This is a genomic window from Anoxybacillus dikiliensis, assembly GCF_050613275.1.
Lineage (GTDB): Bacteria > Bacillota > Bacilli > Bacillales > Anoxybacillaceae > Anoxybacillus.
The window spans coordinates 1,789,750-1,805,068 of the sequence record NZ_CP187112.1 but is presented as its reverse complement, the minus strand read 5'-3'; the positions used below and the strand labels follow the sequence as shown (position 1 = coordinate 1,805,068).

Genomic DNA, 15,319 nt, shown 5'->3' with positions numbered 1-15,319 from the left:
AAAGGAGGGAATCCGTTATGTCTGAACATGTATTGGAAATGGAAAATGGCCATAACAGCTTAGGGAAGGTAGAAATTGCACCGGAAGTGATTGAAGTCATCGCCGGTATTGCAGCTTCTGAAATTGAAGGAGTTGCACAAATGCGCGGCAATTTTGCAGCAGGTGTCGTCGAGCGATTAGGGAAAAAAAATCACGGTAAAGGCGTAAAAGTCGACTTAACGGACCGCGGGATTATCATTGACATTTATTGTGTAATGAATTTTGGCGTATCGATTCCAATGGTTTCGCAAAAAATTCAAGAAAACGTCCGCCAAGCGTTGCTGACGATGACAGGATTAGAGACAGCGGAAGTGAACGTTCATGTTGTTGGCGTTCAATTTGAATCATCCAAAGCAGAGGCAGAAGTCGAGTAAAGAAAAGGGGCAATCTCGTTTATGAGATCGCCCTTTTTCGATGGGTGAGTGTTTTCTTTCGTCGAAATGTGTTATGATCATGGTATAATTTTCGACATTACGAATAGAAAGGGTTTTGGTCATGAAACGGCATACAGCAAGAGAAAAAGCGTTACAAGCATTGTTTCAAATTGACGTGGGAGGCATTGAACCACATGCGGCGATTGCAAACGTCGCTGAAGAAGAGACCGATCCATTTATGGAAATGCTTGTTTTCGGCGTTGTGGAACATCAAAAAGAAATTGACGACTTATTGCGTCAACATTTAGAAAAATGGACATTAGAGCGCGTGGCGAATGTCGATCGTTCCATTTTACGCATGGCTGTATTTGAAATGAAATATATGGATGACATCCCGTTCAATGTAAGCATGGATGAAGCAATTGAATTAGCAAAAGTGTTTGGGGATGAAAAATCAAGTCGCTTTATTAACGGCGTACTTGCGAAAATAAAAGAAACATTGTCTTAAACGAATAAGGGGGAGAAGGATTTATGGCAGCACAAATCATTAACGGTTTTGAACTAGCGAAAGAAAAACGCGCACAATTAGCAAAAGAAGTCGAGCAGTTGAAACAAAAAGGCGTTGAGCCCGCATTAGCAGTTATTCTCGTTGGAGATCATCCCGCTTCACAATCATATGTAAAAGCGAAGCAAAAAGCATGTGAAGAAATTGGTATTCGGTCGATTTTACTTACTTTTCCAAACGACATATCTGAAGCGTTTTTACTAGAGCAAATCGCCCGTTTAAACGAAGACCGCTCGGTACACGGCATTTTAGTTCAATTGCCGCTACCAAAACAAATGAATGAACTACATATCATTGAAGCGATTGCACCAGAAAAAGATGTCGATGGGTTCCATCCGCTAAATATTGGACGAATGATGACGGGGCAGAAGACGTTTTTGCCTTGTACACCGTACGGCATTTTATATATGGTTCAATCTTTGCAAGTCGATATTGCGGGAAAACATGTCGTTGTTGTTGGTCGCAGTAATATCGTCGGTAAGCCGGTTGGACAGCTGTTTTTACGTGAACACGCAACGGTCACATATTGTCATTCGCGCACAAACGATTTAGCGGCGATCACGCGTCAAGCGGATATTTTAATCGTCGCTGTCGGCAAACCGAAGCTGATTACATCATCACATGTGAAAGAAGGAGCAATTGTGATCGACGTTGGCGTCAATCGATTAGAAAGTGGAAAATTGTGTGGGGATGTCGATTTTGACGATGTAAAAGAAGTAGCAAGCTACATTACTCCGGTGCCAAAAGGAGTTGGACCAATGACGATTACGATGTTGTTGCACAACACGATACAAGCTGCGCGGGAACTACATAAATAAGCGAGGTTATTTTTGTGGCAGAAATGAGATATGTAACAGTTGCAGCGTTAACGAAATATATTAAGCGGAAATTTGAAGTCGACCCTCATTTGCAAGATTTATGGATTAAGGGGGAAATTTCAAACTTTACATATCATTCGCGTGGGCATATGTACTTTACTTTAAAAGACGAACAAGCGCGTATTCAAGCGGTTATGTTTGCAGGATATAATCGACAGTTAACGTTTAAGCCAGAAAATGGAATGACTGTACTTGTACGCGGTGAAATTTCTGTGTACGAGCCGAGCGGAACGTATCAAGTATATGTAAAAGAGATGCAGCCGGATGGTGTTGGCGCGCTGTATTTAGCGTATGAGCAATTAAAAAAGAAACTAGAACAAGAAGGATTATTTGCTAAGGAACATAAAAAGCCGATTCCTAAATTTCCGCAGCATATTGGCGTGGTGACCTCGCCAACGGGAGCGGCCATTCGCGATATTTTAACGACGATTCGTCGCCGTTATCCGTTAGCGAAAGTCATTTTGTTTCCGACGCTCGTTCAAGGGGAACAAGCTCCGTTATCGATCGTCCAATCGATTCAAAAAGCGAATGATATCGGATATATCGACGTGCTCATCGTCGGCCGTGGTGGGGGATCGATTGAGGAACTTTGGGCGTTCAATGAAGAAATCGTGGCGCGTGCAATTTTTGCTTCTCGTATTCCTATTATTTCTGCTGTCGGACATGAAACAGATTATACGATCGCTGACTTTGTTGCCGATTTGCGAGCACCGACGCCAACGGGGGCAGCAGAGCTTGCTGTGCCGCATGTCGCTGATTTGCTTTCGCGTGTATCGGACCAACAAGCTCGCCTCATTCGAGCGATGAAAGAGCGAATAAACGCGGAACAAAAACGGTTGCAATCGTTACGTTCATCGTATGCGTTTCGCTATCCGAAACGGTTATATGAACAAAAAGAGCAACAGCTAGATATGCTTGTTGATCGATTGCAAAGACAAATGAACGATATGTTCAAACAAAAAGAACATAAGCTTCAACAATTGCAACTTACTTTATTTGCTCATCATCCACAATCGCGAATCGAAAAAGCGGTCGATCGTGTCCGCACGTTAGAACAGACGATCGCTCGCCATATGAATGATATAATTAAACAAAAAAAGTGGTCGCTTGCCACAGCGATAGCAAAACTCGACGCGCTCAGCCCGCTAAAAATTATGGAGCGCGGATATAGCCTCGCATATGATGAGCAAGAAACGCTCATTAAGACAGTGAAACAACTGCAAGAAGGAGATCGCGTTCATATCCGTTTTCAAGATGGACGTGCACATTGCATTGTTTCGAATATTGAGGAGGAAGAAGTATGACATTTGAGGAAGCGATGAGTAAACTTGAACAAATTGTGCAAAAGTTAGAAGAAGGAGATGTTCCGCTGGAAGAAGCTATTCACTTTTTCCAAGAGGGGATGAAATTGTCGAAATTTTGTCATGACAAACTACAACAAGTAGAAAAACAAATGGAATTTATTTTACGAGAAGATGGGCAGCTTGAACCGTTTACGGTGCAGGAGGAATAAACATTGGAATCGTTATTACGACAATATAAATCACAAATCGAACAGCGGCTCCCGACGTATATTGAATCGTTACAAGCGCCTCAAACGATCAAAGAGGCGATGTTATACTCGTTGCAAGCAGGCGGAAAGCGCATTCGTCCTCTCTTATTGCTTTCAACGTTACATGCGTTCCAGAAGCCAGTACACATCGGCATGTCTACTGCCTGTGCGCTCGAAATGATTCATACGTATTCACTCATTCACGATGATTTGCCAAGCATGGATAACGACGATTTACGGCGCGGCAAACCGACAAACCATAAAGTGTTCGGCGAAGCGAACGCCATTTTAGCCGGCGACGCGCTACTGACGTACGCTTTTCAAGTTGTAGCAGATGACGAAGCCATTTCATCTGACGTAAAAGTTCGTCTCATTTCGGAATTAGCGAAAGCGGCTGGACCGGAAGGAATGGTCGGAGGACAAGTAGCTGACCTTGAAGGAGAAGGGAAAACAATTAGCTTGCAGCAACTAGAATACATTCATCGTCATAAAACAGGAAAACTGTTGCAATACAGCATTCGAGCAGGTGCGATACTAGGTGGGGCAACGGAACAACAATTAACGTTGTTAACGGCCTTTGCCGATCATCTCGGATTGGCGTTTCAAATTCGCGATGACATTTTAGACATTGAAGGGGACGAGCAAAAAATCGGGAAAAAAGTAGGAAGCGATATCGAAAATGATAAATCGACTTATCCAGCGCTTTTGACGCTTGACGGGGCAAAGCATAAACTACGCGATCATATGACGAAGGCACGCACACTTCTTGAGCAAGCAGAGATCGACGCGTCGCTGTTACATTACATTTGCGACCTTATTGAAACGCGTGATCACTAATATCGTTGAGGAAATAAACAACATGTGGTATAGTGGAAAAGAAATGTTAGCCGTTCACACGTTTGTGTAAGCGGCTCTTTTTTGCGTGCAAACATGTTTACTTGTATAATTAAAAATACAAAAAATCTGTATTATATCAGTTGTTTAGCCTATATGAAAGAGAGTGGTCGCATTGGATCTTGAAGCGATTCAAAACCCGAAATTTTTAAAACGAATGTCGAACGAACAGTTAATTCAATTAAGCGAACAAATTAGACAGTTTTTAATTGAAAAATTATCAAAAACAGGTGGACATATTGGACCGAATTTAGGTGTTGTTGAATTGACGATTGCGCTTCATAAAGTGTTCGACAGTCCAAAGGATAAGCTCATTTGGGATGTTGGCCATCAATCGTACGTGCATAAAATTTTAACCGGTCGGGCGAATCAATTCGATACGTTGCGGCAATATAAGGGGTTATGTGGCTTCCCAAAACGAAGTGAAAGTGAACACGACGTATGGGAAACGGGGCATAGCTCGACATCGTTGTCCGCAGCCATGGGAATGGCGATTGCACGCGATTTAAAAGGGACGGACGAATATATCGTTCCGATTATTGGAGATGGAGCATTAACAGGCGGAATGGCACTAGAAGCGTTAAATCACATCGGACACGAGAAAAAAGATATGATCGTCATTTTAAATGATAACGAAATGTCGATTGCTCCAAACGTCGGTGCGCTTCACAACGTGCTTGGGCGTCTGCGTACAGCAGGGAAGTACCATTGGGTAAAAGATGAATTAGAAATGTTATTAAAGAAAATTCCAGCTGTCGGTGGAAAGCTTGCGGCAACAGCGGAACGAGTGAAAGATAGCATTAAGTATTTGCTCGTTTCAGGCGTGTTTTTTGAAGAGTTAGGCTTTACGTATTTTGGACCGGTAGATGGTCATCATTTTGAAGATTTATTTGAAAACTTGCATTATGCGAAAAAGACGAAAGGGCCTGTTCTTGTCCACGTCATTACGAAAAAAGGAAAAGGGTATCACCCAGCAGAAAACGATAAAGTCGGAACGTGGCACGGAACGGGACCGTACAAAATTGAAACGGGTGATTTCATCCAATCAAAGCAATCTGCTCCTTCTTGGAGCGCGCTCGTTAGCGAAACGGTGCGTAAATTAGCGCGCGAAGATCGTCGCATTGTTGCCATTACACCAGCCATGCCGGTTGGATCAAAATTAGAAGGTTTTGCAAGTGAATTTCCAGAGCGAATGTATGATGTCGGTATCGCTGAACAGCATGCGGCGACGATGGCTGCCGGTTTAGCCACGCAAGGGATGAAACCGTTTTTAGCGATTTACTCAACCTTTTTACAACGCGCATATGACCAAGTCGTTCACGATATTTGTCGCCAAAACTTAAACGTGTTTCTTGGAATCGATCGAGCGGGGCTTGTTGGTGCTGACGGAGAAACGCATCAAGGTGTGTTTGATATCGCCTTTTTACGTCACATTCCAAACATCGTATTAATGATGCCAAAAGATGAAAATGAAGGGCAACATATGGTATATACTGCTATTCGATACGATGACGGTCCGATTGCGATGCGTTTTCCGCGCGGCAACGGTCTCGGTGTGCCAATGGATAAACAATTAAAAAACATTCCGATTGGCACGTGGGAAGTGTTGCGTGAAGGAACAGACGCTGCCATTTTAACGTTTGGTACGACGATTCCGATGGCGCTTCAAGCGGCTGAGCGTTTGGCGAATGACGGCATTTCTGTACAAGTTGTCAATGCTCGTTTTATTAAGCCGTTAGATGAACAGATGTTGCATACGTTACTACAAAAAAATATGCCATTACTCACGATTGAAGAAGCAGTGCTTCAAGGGGGATTTGGTAGCGCGGTGCTCGAATTTGCTCATGATCATGGATATCATGGAGCAGTCATTGATCGAATGGGCATTCCGGACCGTTTTATTGAGCACGGGAATGTGTCGCAACTTCTAGAAGAAATTGGATTGACAACAGAACATGTGATGGAACGCATTTGTTTATTAACTCCAAAAAAAAGAAAAAGGGCATGAGAGATGAAAGGGAAGAAAGAACGTTTAGATGTATTGCTCGTCGAACGTGGATTGGTTGAAACGCGTGAAAAAGCGAAACGGACGATTATGGCTGGTCTTGTATATTCGAATGAAATGCGGCTTGATAAACCGGGGGAAAGAGTACCTGTTGACATTCCGCTGACGGTGAAAGGACATGCGATCCCATATGTCAGTCGTGGGGGTCTGAAACTAGAGAAAGCGTTACGAGCGTTTTCGCTTCATGTTGAAGATAAAATAATGATCGATATTGGTGCATCGACCGGTGGGTTTACAGACTGTGCGTTGCAAAACGGGGTAAAGTTGTCGTACGCTCTTGACGTCGGATACAATCAGCTTGCGTGGAAACTGCGTCAAGATGAGCGTGTCGTAGTGATGGAGCGGACAAACTTCCGCTACGTGACGCCGAGCGACTTTCAGCACGGCTTGCCAAACTTTGCAACAATTGACGTGTCATTTATCTCATTAAAGCTCATTCTCCCTGTTTTAAAGACGATTTTAGTGCCGCATAGCGATGTTGTCGCTTTAGTCAAGCCACAGTTTGAAGCGGGAAAAGAGTTCGTTGGAAAAAAAGGAATCGTTCGCGATGCGCGCGTTCACGTGCACGTGCTGCATACGATTACGGCATTTGCCCAACAGGAAGGGTACGATATCATCGGATTAACGTACTCGCCGATCACAGGCGGGGATGGCAATATTGAATTTTTACTTCATTTACGTTGGGAAGGCAAAGAAGTAGGAGAAAATCGCTTGACGGTTTCTCCAGAAGAAGTTGTTGCTAGGGCGCATGATGAACTGAAACAAAATAACGAACATGCGGGGGAATAACGATCGGTTATTCCCTCTTGTTTGCCCGTCTATCGTTCGGTAACATAGAAGTATAAATATGCATATGCTATACACACGAAAGAGGTGTTTTCGTTGAATAAAGGACAACGTCATATTAAAATTCGTGAAATTATTTCAAATCATGATATTGAAACACAAGATGAACTGGTTGATATGTTGCGCAAAGAAGGTTTTAACGTGACACAAGCAACCGTGTCCCGGGACATTAAAGAACTTCATTTAGTGAAAGTCCCAATGATGGATGGGAGATATAAATATAGCCTACCTGCTGATCAACGATTCAATCCGCTGCAAAAATTAAAGCGAGCGTTGATGGATGCGTTTGTGAAAATTGATGGAGCTGGTCATTTGCTTGTCATGAAGACGTTGCCAGGCAATGCGCATGCCATTGGTGTGCTTCTTGATCATTTAGAGTGGGATGAAATTGTTGGAACGATTTGTGGCGATGATACGTGTTTAATTATTTGCCGCACGCCAGAAGATACAGAAGTCATTTCGAAACGATTGTTGGACATGCTGTAATAAAGGTGTGAATGTGACATGTTAGCAGAGTTATCCATTAAAAATTTTGCGATTATTGAATCGCTCTCGCTTTCGTTTGAAAAAGGATTAACGGTTTTAACAGGGGAAACGGGAGCGGGAAAATCCATTATTATTGATGCCATTCATTTATTAATTGGCGGACGAGGTTCCGCAGAGTTTGTTCGATACGGGGAAACAAAAGCGGAAATTGAAGGATTGTTTTTACTTGAACAAGATGACCATCCGTGTTACAGCAAATGCGCGGAACTCGGCATCGATATAAGCGACGGCATGATTGTGCTTCGACGGGAGTTAACAGTAAATGGGAAAAATGTTTGCCGGGTAAATGGAAAATTAGTAACGATTGCGACGTTGCGCGAAATTGGTTCAACACTCGTCGATATTCACGGGCAACATGAGCATCAAGAGCTGCTCGATGAAAGTAAACATTTACACTTATTAGACGAATATGGAGGGGAGCATATTCGTGATGCGTTGGAGGAATATGGGGCGTTGTATGCTACATATGAGCGAGTGAAGCGTCAACTGCAAAAATTAAATGAAAATGAGCAACAAATGGCACATCGACTAGATTTGTTAACATTTCAGTTAGATGAAATTCAAAAAGCAGAGTTGCAAATAGATGAAGATGAACGGCTGATGGAAGAACGCCGAAAGATCGTTAACTTCCAAAAAATATACGAGGCGTTACAAAGCAGTTATGAGGCGCTTTATGGGGAGCAACGTGGACTAGATTGGATTGGATTAGCGATGAACCATTTAGACCATGTGAGCGATATCGATGCATCAGTGAAACAAGCACAAGAAGTCGTATCGAACTGCTACTACTTGTTAGAAGAAGTTGCTCACCAACTACGTGAACAGTTAGATCAGTTAGAATACGATCCGCTTCGACTTGACGAAATTGAAAGTCGCTTAAATGAAATTAATCATTTAAAACGAAAATACGGTCAAACGGTGCGCGACATTTTAGAGTACGCTGCAAAAGTGGAAGAAGAAATCGAAACGATTCAGCATCGCGACGATCATATTCATAAATTACAGACTGAACTTCAATCCATTACGGCTGATTTGCTCGTTGAAGCGAAACATATTAGCGAATTGCGCATGCAATATGCGAAACAACTCATCGATGACATTCATCAAGAGCTAAAAGATTTATACATGGAAAAAACGACGTTTGATGTCGTTTTTCGAAAACGCCAAGGATCGTACGATGATCCGTTGCTCAATGGGACACCTGTCAAGTTGCAGGCAAACGGAATGGATGAAGTTGAGTTTTACATTTCGACAAACCCTGGAGAACCGTTAAAGCCGCTTGCAAAAGTGGCATCGGGTGGGGAACTGTCGCGCATGATGCTTGCTTTGAAAAGTATTTTTTCTAAACATCAAGGTGTGACATCCATTATTTTTGATGAAGTAGATACAGGAGTAAGTGGACGCGTCGCTCAAGCCATTGCAGAAAAAATTTATCGTGTCGCACGTCATTCTCAAGTATTATGCATTTCGCACTTGCCGCAAGTTGCAGCGATGGCAGATACGCATTTATTTATCGCAAAAGAAACGATCGACGGACGGACAAAAACAACTGTCGCGACGTTAAATGAGGAAGAAAAAATTAACGAAATAAGCCGGATGATTTCTGGGGTGGAAATTACAGAACTGACGAAACAGCATGCACGTGAGTTGTTACAATTAGCGGAAAAAATCAAAAATGAGACGGTATGAATACCAACATTGGCATCGTTTTTTCGTTTTATTCGGTTATATTTCATTTGTTTCAGGCAACATTAAATAGTGTAGGATTCGGTGTGTACGTAGGAACGAGGAGAGTGAAGACTTTGGATTTTGACAAATTAAGAAAAGGAATAGGTGCATTTCTCCTTGTTTCTTTTATCGTTCTAAGTATGGCAACATCATTTCAAAAATATGTAAACATTCCGAAACAAATTATGTTATTTCAAGGACAAACGGCTCATGTACCTGTCTTTGGTTCTATTCAAACGATAACGACAGACGCTGTTTCTGTTCAGCAAAAAGAAAAATTAGCGATTAGCGGGGAACATGTCGGAGAGAGCGATGTCATTTTACAGATGGCAGGATTCCCGATTAAACAAGTAAACGTAAAAGTACTACCCGATTTTAAAGTCGTTCCTGGCGGTCAATCGATTGGTGTGAAATTAAATACAGTTGGAGTTCTTGTCGTCGGCCATCATCTAGTGGAGACGGAACAAGGAAAACAATCCCCCGGTGAAACGGCTGGCATTCAAGTCGGAGACGCCATTACGCATATCAATGGAAAAAAAATCGAAAAGATGACAGATTTCTCTCCGTTTATTGAAGAAGCGGGGAAAACAGGAAAACCTTTACGACTCACTGTTGTGCGTGATCGTCACACGTTTGAGACGACCTTGACCCCATTAAAAGATAAACATGATCAAGCGTATCGCATTGGATTATACATTCGCGATTCAGCTGCAGGAATTGGAACAATGACGTTTTTTGATCCGAAATCAAATATATATGGGGCACTCGGACATGTCATTTCTGATATGGATACGAGAAAGCCGATCGTCGTGCGTGATGGAACGATCGTCAAATCGACGGTAACGGCCATTGATAAAGGGAGAAATGGAAGTCCAGGCGAAAAATTAGCGAGATTTTCGAGCGATAAACAAGTAATTGGTGACATTAAAACAAACAGCCCGTTCGGTATTTTCGGTAAGCTTTCTCAACCGATTCAAAACGGTATTTTTGATAAGCCGATGCCCATTGCTTTATCGACAGATGTGAAAAAAGGGCCGGCGAAAATATTAACCGTCGTTGAACAAGATCGAGTCGAGGCGTTTGATGTTGAAATCGTGAGTGTCACTCCGCAAAAATTCCCTGCGACAAAAGGAATGGTCATTAAAGTGACAGATCCACGTTTGTTAGAAAAAACAGGCGGCATCGTTCAAGGGATGAGTGGAAGCCCGATTATTCAAAATGGAAAACTTGTTGGGGCTGTGACGCATGTATTTGTTAATGATCCGACATCTGGGTATGGTGTGCACATTGAATGGATGTTGCACGAAGCCGGAATTAACATTTATGATAAAAGCGAACAAAAAGCGAGCTAATATTGGCTTGCTTTTTGTTTTTCCACGCAATTTGTCATATTTTATCATGACACGGCGTAAACATGTAGTGTAAAATGAAAGAAAAAACGTGCACATATGTTTTATGAAAAATATAAATTATTTGACTAATTTTACAAAGAAAAAAGGATTTTTGTCCATTGCGTCGAATTAAGCACGTATGTGACAAAAGATCATTGCTTTAGGGAGGAAGATTTCGTGAGTACAATAAAAGTTTGCATTGTAGATGATAACCGAGAATTAGTGCATTTGCTTGAAGAATACATTACAAGCCAAGGGGATATGGAAGTCATTGGCGTTGCATATAACGGGCAAGATTGCTTGCAATTGTTGCGCGATCGCGATCCAGATGTTCTCGTTCTCGACATTATTATGCCGCATTTAGACGGTTTAGCTGTGCTAGAAAAGTTGCGTATGATGAAACAGCCATTGCCAAACGTCATTATGTTAACGGCGTTTGGACAAGAAGATGTAACGAAAAAAGCGGTTGAGCTCGGCGCTTCTTACTTCATTTTAAAGCCGTTTGACATCGAACATTTAGTGAATCAAATTCGTCAAGTATGTGGCAAAAAACCAGCGGTATTCAAACGACCACTTCTTTCGCCAATTCGCGACGGCAAGCCAAAAAATTTAGATGCGAGCATTACAAACATTATTCACGAAATTGGTGTCCCAGCCCATATTAAAGGATATTTATATTTACGCGAAGCGATTGCGATGGTGTATAACGATGTCGAGTTGCTCGGATCGATTACAAAAGTTCTTTATCCAGACATTGCGAAAAAATATAATACGACAGCTAGTCGCGTAGAGCGAGCGATTCGTCATGCAATTGAAGTCGCATGGAGCCGTGGTAACTTAGAGTCCATTTCTTCTTTGTTCGGCCATACGGTCAGCATGTCAAAAGCGAAACCGACAAACTCAGAATTTATTGCGATGGTTGCAGATCGGTTAAGACTTGAACATAAAGCAAGTTAAAAAAGGTAGTCGGGCGACTACCTTTTTTGTTGCTCGTTTTTTTCGACTTCAAGCAATTTCTGGACTAATATGTGCTGAGGCATGTGCATAATTTGTTCTAGCGGCACGTTCAATGCTTTAGCGAGTTTTTGTGCTGTTTCTAACGAAATTTGTAACGGTCGCATGAGTTCCACTCCTTTCATATGTTAAGTATAAAACGTTTTTAAAGGTGGGAAAAGGATGACACATATTTTTGCTCATCGTGGTTCAGCTGGGACGCGTCCAGAGAATACAATGGCCTCTTTTATGGAAGCAGCACGTGTTCATGCGGACGGGATTGAACTTGATGTACAACTTTCAAAAGACGGTGTTGTTGTCGTCATTCATGATGAAACGGTCAATCGGACGACAGATGGAACGGGATGGGTCGGACAAATGACGTATCGGCAATTACGAAAATTAAACGCTAACTATAAATTTAAACAATACGGGTTTTGTCCAATTCCGTCGTTACAAGAAGTGCTTGAGTGGGCACAACACACGTCGTTGCTTATTAATATTGAATTAAAAAACAATCTTGTACCTTATGAACGACTAGAAGAAAAAACAATTGAACTCGTGGAGCAATATCGTTTAGCATCGCGCGTCATTTTTTCTTCATTTAACCATGAAAGTATGGCGACATGTCATACGTTAGCTCCTCATATTGAAACAGCGCTACTATATATGGAGAAATTGCATCAACCGTGGAATTATGCCCATAATTTACACGCTTCAGCGCTCCATCCGTATTATCGCGCTGTAGATCGATCGTTTGTTGAAGCGGCTCATGCCAATCGATTGCTCATTCGTCCTTTTACAATGAATAAAGAAGAACAGATGAAAATGATGTTTCAATATGAAGTCGATGGTATATTTACAGATTTCCCTGAAAAAGCAAAAAACGTGCGTGAAAAAACGCTTCGATCATTCTGAATCGAAGCGTTTCTTTTTTTGAAAGCGTGGCTGTACTTTGTTTCGTTTTCGATCGCGGTGCAAAATAAATCCCGCAATAAAGCCAAGACCGATGATAAAACAAAATAAACCGAGCAAAAATTGAATAACAAGTGAAGGGATAGGTGTATGTAAAATGCCAAACACCGTATCGCGCATCCATTTCATTCCTAGCGCTGCAATAAATCCTGGAATAAGTAAAATAAGTAGGGCGATCATTCGTTGCATAAAACAAAACCCTTTCCATTCGTTCTGTTTTCATCATAAATGTTTTTGTTTGTTTGTCAAGAAGTGAAAAACAATGTATGATGAAAGCGTCTGCAAAAAATTGCAAGCGAATAGGTGATGGGAATGAAAAAAGTATTAATTGTTGGGGCAGGCAAAGGTGGAAGTGCATTATTGAAAATGTTTCACGAAACACAATTGATGGATGTCGTGGCGATTGTGGATCGAAATGAAGATGCTCCAGGGGTGAAAGCCGCGCGCGACATGGGGATTCAAACGAGCAAACATTGGCGCGATGTGTTAACAGATGATCTTGACATTATTGTTGAGGTAACAGGGGATGACGAAGTGTTTACTGCGTTGCGCAAAGAAAGTCCGGGGCATACGGTCGTTATTCCTGGTGATATCGCTTACATTATTGCGCAGCTTGTGGAAGAAAAAGAGCAACTCATTGCGACGTTAAAAACAGCAACGACGAAACACGATTTAATTTTTCATTCTACGCACGATGGAATGATCGTCATTGACGAACGCGGTTTTGTCACCCATATGAATCCGAGCGCAGAAAAAATGATTGGAAAAAGAAAAAAAGAAGTCATTGGCACGCATATTTTGCGTGTTATTCCGGCTAGCGGCTTGCCGCGTGTATTACAAACGAGAGAAGTTGAGTTGAATCAAGAATTAATATTAGAAAACGGAAAAAAAATGATTACGACACGCATCCCGCTTATTGATGAAAGTGGAAAGTTATTTGGCGCTTTCGCCGTATTTAAAGACATTACAGAAGTTGTCCATCTAGCAGAAGAAATAACGAATTTAAAAGAAATTCGCACGATGTTAGAAGCGATTATTCACTCTTCAGAAGAAGCGATTTCTGTTGTTGATGAATACGGTAACGGTATTTTAATTAATCCTGCATATACAAAATTAACGGGCTTATCGGAAGAAGAAGTGATCGGAAAGCCGGCGACAGCGGACATTTCTGAAGGAGAAAGTATGCATATGAAAGTATTGAAAACGCGGCGACCGGTCAGAGGAGTGCGCATGAAAGTCGGCCCAAAAAAGCGCGATGTCGTTGTCAATGTTGCGCCAATTATCGTCGACGGGATGTTAAAAGGAAGTGTCGGTGTTATTCATGATGTATCAGAAATTGAACAGTTGACTTCTGAGCTACAACGCGCCCGACAAATTATTCGTACATTAGAGGCAAAATATTCATTTGATGATATTGTCGGCACATCAGAAGAGATGATGTTAGCGATTGAACAAGCGAAATTAGCAGCGAAAACACCTGCAACGATTTTGCTTCGCGGGGAGTCAGGAACAGGGAAAGAACTGTTTGCTCACGCCATTCATAATGCTAGTGATCGAAAATATCATAAATTTGTTCGTGTAAACTGCGCAGCCATTTCCGAATCGTTGCTTGAAAGTGAATTGTTTGGCTACGAGGAAGGAGCGTTCTCAGGCGCAAGGCGCGGAGGGAAAAAAGGATTGTTTGAGGAAGCGAACAACGGAAGCATTTTTTTAGATGAGATTGGCGAATTATCCGCCAATATGCAAGCGAAATTGTTGCGTGTGTTACAAGAAAAAGAAATTGTGCGCGTCGGTGGCACGAAGCCCATTCCAATTAATGTGCGCGTCATTGCTGCGACGAATGTTCACTTGGAAAAAGCGATTGCGGATGGAACATTTCGTGAAGACTTATATTATCGGCTCAATCGCATGCCGATTTACATTCCTCCGCTGCGTGCACGAAAGCAAGATATTCCTGCGTTATGTGAACGGCTCATACAAAAACTAAATCAAGATTACGGGCGCAACGTGGAAGGAATTACGGATGATGCCCTCGCTTATTTACTCTCCTACGATTGGCCGGGAAATGTACGTGAACTAGAAAACGTACTAGGACGCGCGATGATTTTTATGAAATATAATGAAGTGATCATTGAGCGGAAGCATATTTCATTGTTGCACAAATCGAAAGAGCCAGAACATCTTTCGTCCTCTGAATTGCCTTATGGGGATAAACCGTTGTCGGAGCTAATGGAGCAATACGAAGCGAAAGTCATTGAGAACGTTTTACAAGCGTGCCAAGGAAATAAAACCGCGGCTGCCAAACAGCTAGGCATTTCGATTCGAAATTTATATTACAAACTTGAAAAGTATGGACTTGATAAAAAAAGCATGCAATAATGTTCATAGTATGCAAAAAAATGCAATAAAAAATAAATAAAATAAAGCGTTTTCAATAACAAAAAAGTTGGCACGGTTTTTGCAAGAATAAAAG

At 41.9% G+C, this 15,319-nt stretch carries 16 protein-coding genes; 14 read left to right on the top strand and 2 right to left on the bottom strand.

Annotated elements, in window-relative coordinates; translation table 11 throughout:
- Window positions 1-17 precede the first annotated feature (17 nt).
- From ACPF7I_RS09525 to spo0A, 12 genes are all read left to right on the top strand, one after another.
- On the top strand, window positions 18-413 hold the full coding sequence (locus ACPF7I_RS09525; protein WP_430743607.1) for an Asp23/Gls24 family envelope stress response protein: 396 nt from the start codon (window positions 18-20) through the stop codon (window positions 411-413).
- 121 nt (window positions 414-534) lie between these two features.
- Window positions 535-921, top strand: a complete 387-nt coding sequence (gene nusB, locus ACPF7I_RS09520; RefSeq protein WP_021095250.1) for a transcription antitermination factor NusB — start codon at window positions 535-537, stop codon at window positions 919-921.
- Between the two features lie 23 nt (window positions 922-944).
- Window positions 945-1,796, top strand: a complete 852-nt coding sequence (gene folD, locus ACPF7I_RS09515) for a bifunctional methylenetetrahydrofolate dehydrogenase/methenyltetrahydrofolate cyclohydrolase FolD (RefSeq protein WP_430743609.1) — start codon at window positions 945-947, stop codon at window positions 1,794-1,796.
- A 14-nt stretch (window positions 1,797-1,810) separates the two neighbouring features.
- Window positions 1,811-3,160 carry an exodeoxyribonuclease VII large subunit gene (gene xseA / locus ACPF7I_RS09510; RefSeq protein WP_430743611.1) on the top strand — a complete coding sequence of 450 codons (1,350 nt, stop codon included), beginning with the start codon at window positions 1,811-1,813 and terminating at the stop codon, window positions 3,158-3,160.
- A complete protein-coding gene (locus tag ACPF7I_RS09505; RefSeq protein WP_430743613.1) occupies window positions 3,157-3,369 on the top strand; it encodes an exodeoxyribonuclease VII small subunit in 213 nt (70 codons plus the stop codon). The genes xseA and ACPF7I_RS09505 overlap by 4 nt, the downstream gene beginning before the upstream one ends.
- A 3-nt stretch (window positions 3,370-3,372) precedes the next feature.
- Entirely contained in the window at window positions 3,373-4,245 is an 873-nt protein-coding gene (locus ACPF7I_RS09500) for a polyprenyl synthetase family protein (RefSeq protein ID WP_430743615.1), read from the top strand.
- 172 nt (window positions 4,246-4,417) lie between these two features.
- A complete protein-coding gene (gene dxs / locus ACPF7I_RS09495) occupies window positions 4,418-6,310 on the top strand; it encodes a 1-deoxy-D-xylulose-5-phosphate synthase (protein WP_430743617.1) in 1,893 nt (630 codons plus the stop codon).
- Between the two features lie 3 nt (window positions 6,311-6,313).
- On the top strand, window positions 6,314-7,156 hold the full coding sequence (locus ACPF7I_RS09490) for a TlyA family RNA methyltransferase (protein ID WP_430743618.1): 843 nt from the start codon (window positions 6,314-6,316) through the stop codon (window positions 7,154-7,156).
- Window positions 7,157-7,249: 93 nt separating this feature from the next.
- Entirely contained in the window at window positions 7,250-7,699 is a 450-nt protein-coding gene (gene ahrC / locus ACPF7I_RS09485) for a transcriptional regulator AhrC/ArgR (RefSeq protein WP_004889608.1), read from the top strand.
- An 18-nt stretch (window positions 7,700-7,717) separates the two neighbouring features.
- Window positions 7,718-9,448, top strand: coding sequence for a DNA repair protein RecN (recN, locus tag ACPF7I_RS09480; protein WP_430743619.1), 1,731 nt, complete (start codon window positions 7,718-7,720; stop codon window positions 9,446-9,448).
- A gap of 113 nt (window positions 9,449-9,561) precedes the next feature.
- A complete protein-coding gene (gene spoIVB, locus ACPF7I_RS09475) occupies window positions 9,562-10,839 on the top strand; it encodes a SpoIVB peptidase (protein WP_430743621.1) in 1,278 nt (425 codons plus the stop codon).
- 216 nt (window positions 10,840-11,055) lie between these two features.
- Window positions 11,056-11,835: a sporulation transcription factor Spo0A gene (gene spo0A, locus ACPF7I_RS09470; protein ID WP_009373870.1), complete on the top strand. Its 780-nt coding sequence runs from the start codon at window positions 11,056-11,058 to the stop codon at window positions 11,833-11,835.
- A gap of 17 nt (window positions 11,836-11,852) precedes the next feature.
- Here the strand turns inward: spo0A and ACPF7I_RS09465 are convergent, their stop codons facing one another.
- Window positions 11,853-11,999: a YycC family protein gene (locus ACPF7I_RS09465; RefSeq protein WP_021095259.1), complete on the bottom strand. Its 147-nt coding sequence runs from the start codon at window positions 11,997-11,999 to the stop codon at window positions 11,853-11,855.
- Window positions 12,000-12,054: 55 nt separating this feature from the next.
- Between ACPF7I_RS09465 and ACPF7I_RS09460 the strand changes: the two genes are divergently transcribed.
- A complete protein-coding gene (locus ACPF7I_RS09460; protein ID WP_430743624.1) occupies window positions 12,055-12,789 on the top strand; it encodes a glycerophosphodiester phosphodiesterase in 735 nt (244 codons plus the stop codon).
- On the opposite strand, the gene ACPF7I_RS09455 is transcribed toward ACPF7I_RS09460, so the two are convergent.
- On the bottom strand, window positions 12,781-13,035 hold the full coding sequence (locus tag ACPF7I_RS09455; protein ID WP_430743626.1) for a DUF2627 domain-containing protein: 255 nt from the start codon (window positions 13,033-13,035) through the stop codon (window positions 12,781-12,783). The two genes, ACPF7I_RS09460 and ACPF7I_RS09455, sit on opposite strands and share 9 nt — an antisense overlap.
- A 123-nt stretch (window positions 13,036-13,158) precedes the next feature.
- On the opposite strand from ACPF7I_RS09455, the gene ACPF7I_RS09450 reads away from it, so the two are divergent.
- Window positions 13,159-15,225: a sigma 54-interacting transcriptional regulator gene (locus ACPF7I_RS09450; protein WP_430743628.1), complete on the top strand. Its 2,067-nt coding sequence runs from the start codon at window positions 13,159-13,161 to the stop codon at window positions 15,223-15,225.
- Window positions 15,226-15,319 lie beyond the last annotated feature (94 nt).

Bases quoted from the DNA above. Each gene is read 5' to 3' on its own strand.
- recN (WP_430743619.1), top strand. From the start codon at position 7,718: ATGTTAGCAGAGTTATCCATTAAAAATTTTGCGATTATTGAATCGCTC.
- folD (WP_430743609.1), top strand. From the start codon at position 945: ATGGCAGCACAAATCATTAACGGTTTTGAACTAGCGAAAGAAAAACGC.
- ACPF7I_RS09455 (WP_430743626.1), bottom strand. From the start codon at position 13,035: ATGCAACGAATGATCGCCCTACTTATTTTACTTATTCCAGGATTTATT.
- ACPF7I_RS09460 (WP_430743624.1), top strand. From the start codon at position 12,055: ATGACACATATTTTTGCTCATCGTGGTTCAGCTGGGACGCGTCCAGAG.
- ACPF7I_RS09465 (WP_021095259.1), bottom strand. From the start codon at position 11,999: ATGCGACCGTTACAAATTTCGTTAGAAACAGCACAAAAACTCGCTAAA.
- ACPF7I_RS09525 (WP_430743607.1), top strand. From the start codon at position 18: ATGTCTGAACATGTATTGGAAATGGAAAATGGCCATAACAGCTTAGGG.
- nusB (WP_021095250.1), top strand. From the start codon at position 535: ATGAAACGGCATACAGCAAGAGAAAAAGCGTTACAAGCATTGTTTCAA.
- ACPF7I_RS09450 (WP_430743628.1), top strand. From the start codon at position 13,159: ATGAAAAAAGTATTAATTGTTGGGGCAGGCAAAGGTGGAAGTGCATTA.
- ACPF7I_RS09505 (WP_430743613.1), top strand. From the start codon at position 3,157: ATGACATTTGAGGAAGCGATGAGTAAACTTGAACAAATTGTGCAAAAG.
- ACPF7I_RS09490 (WP_430743618.1), top strand. From the start codon at position 6,314: ATGAAAGGGAAGAAAGAACGTTTAGATGTATTGCTCGTCGAACGTGGA.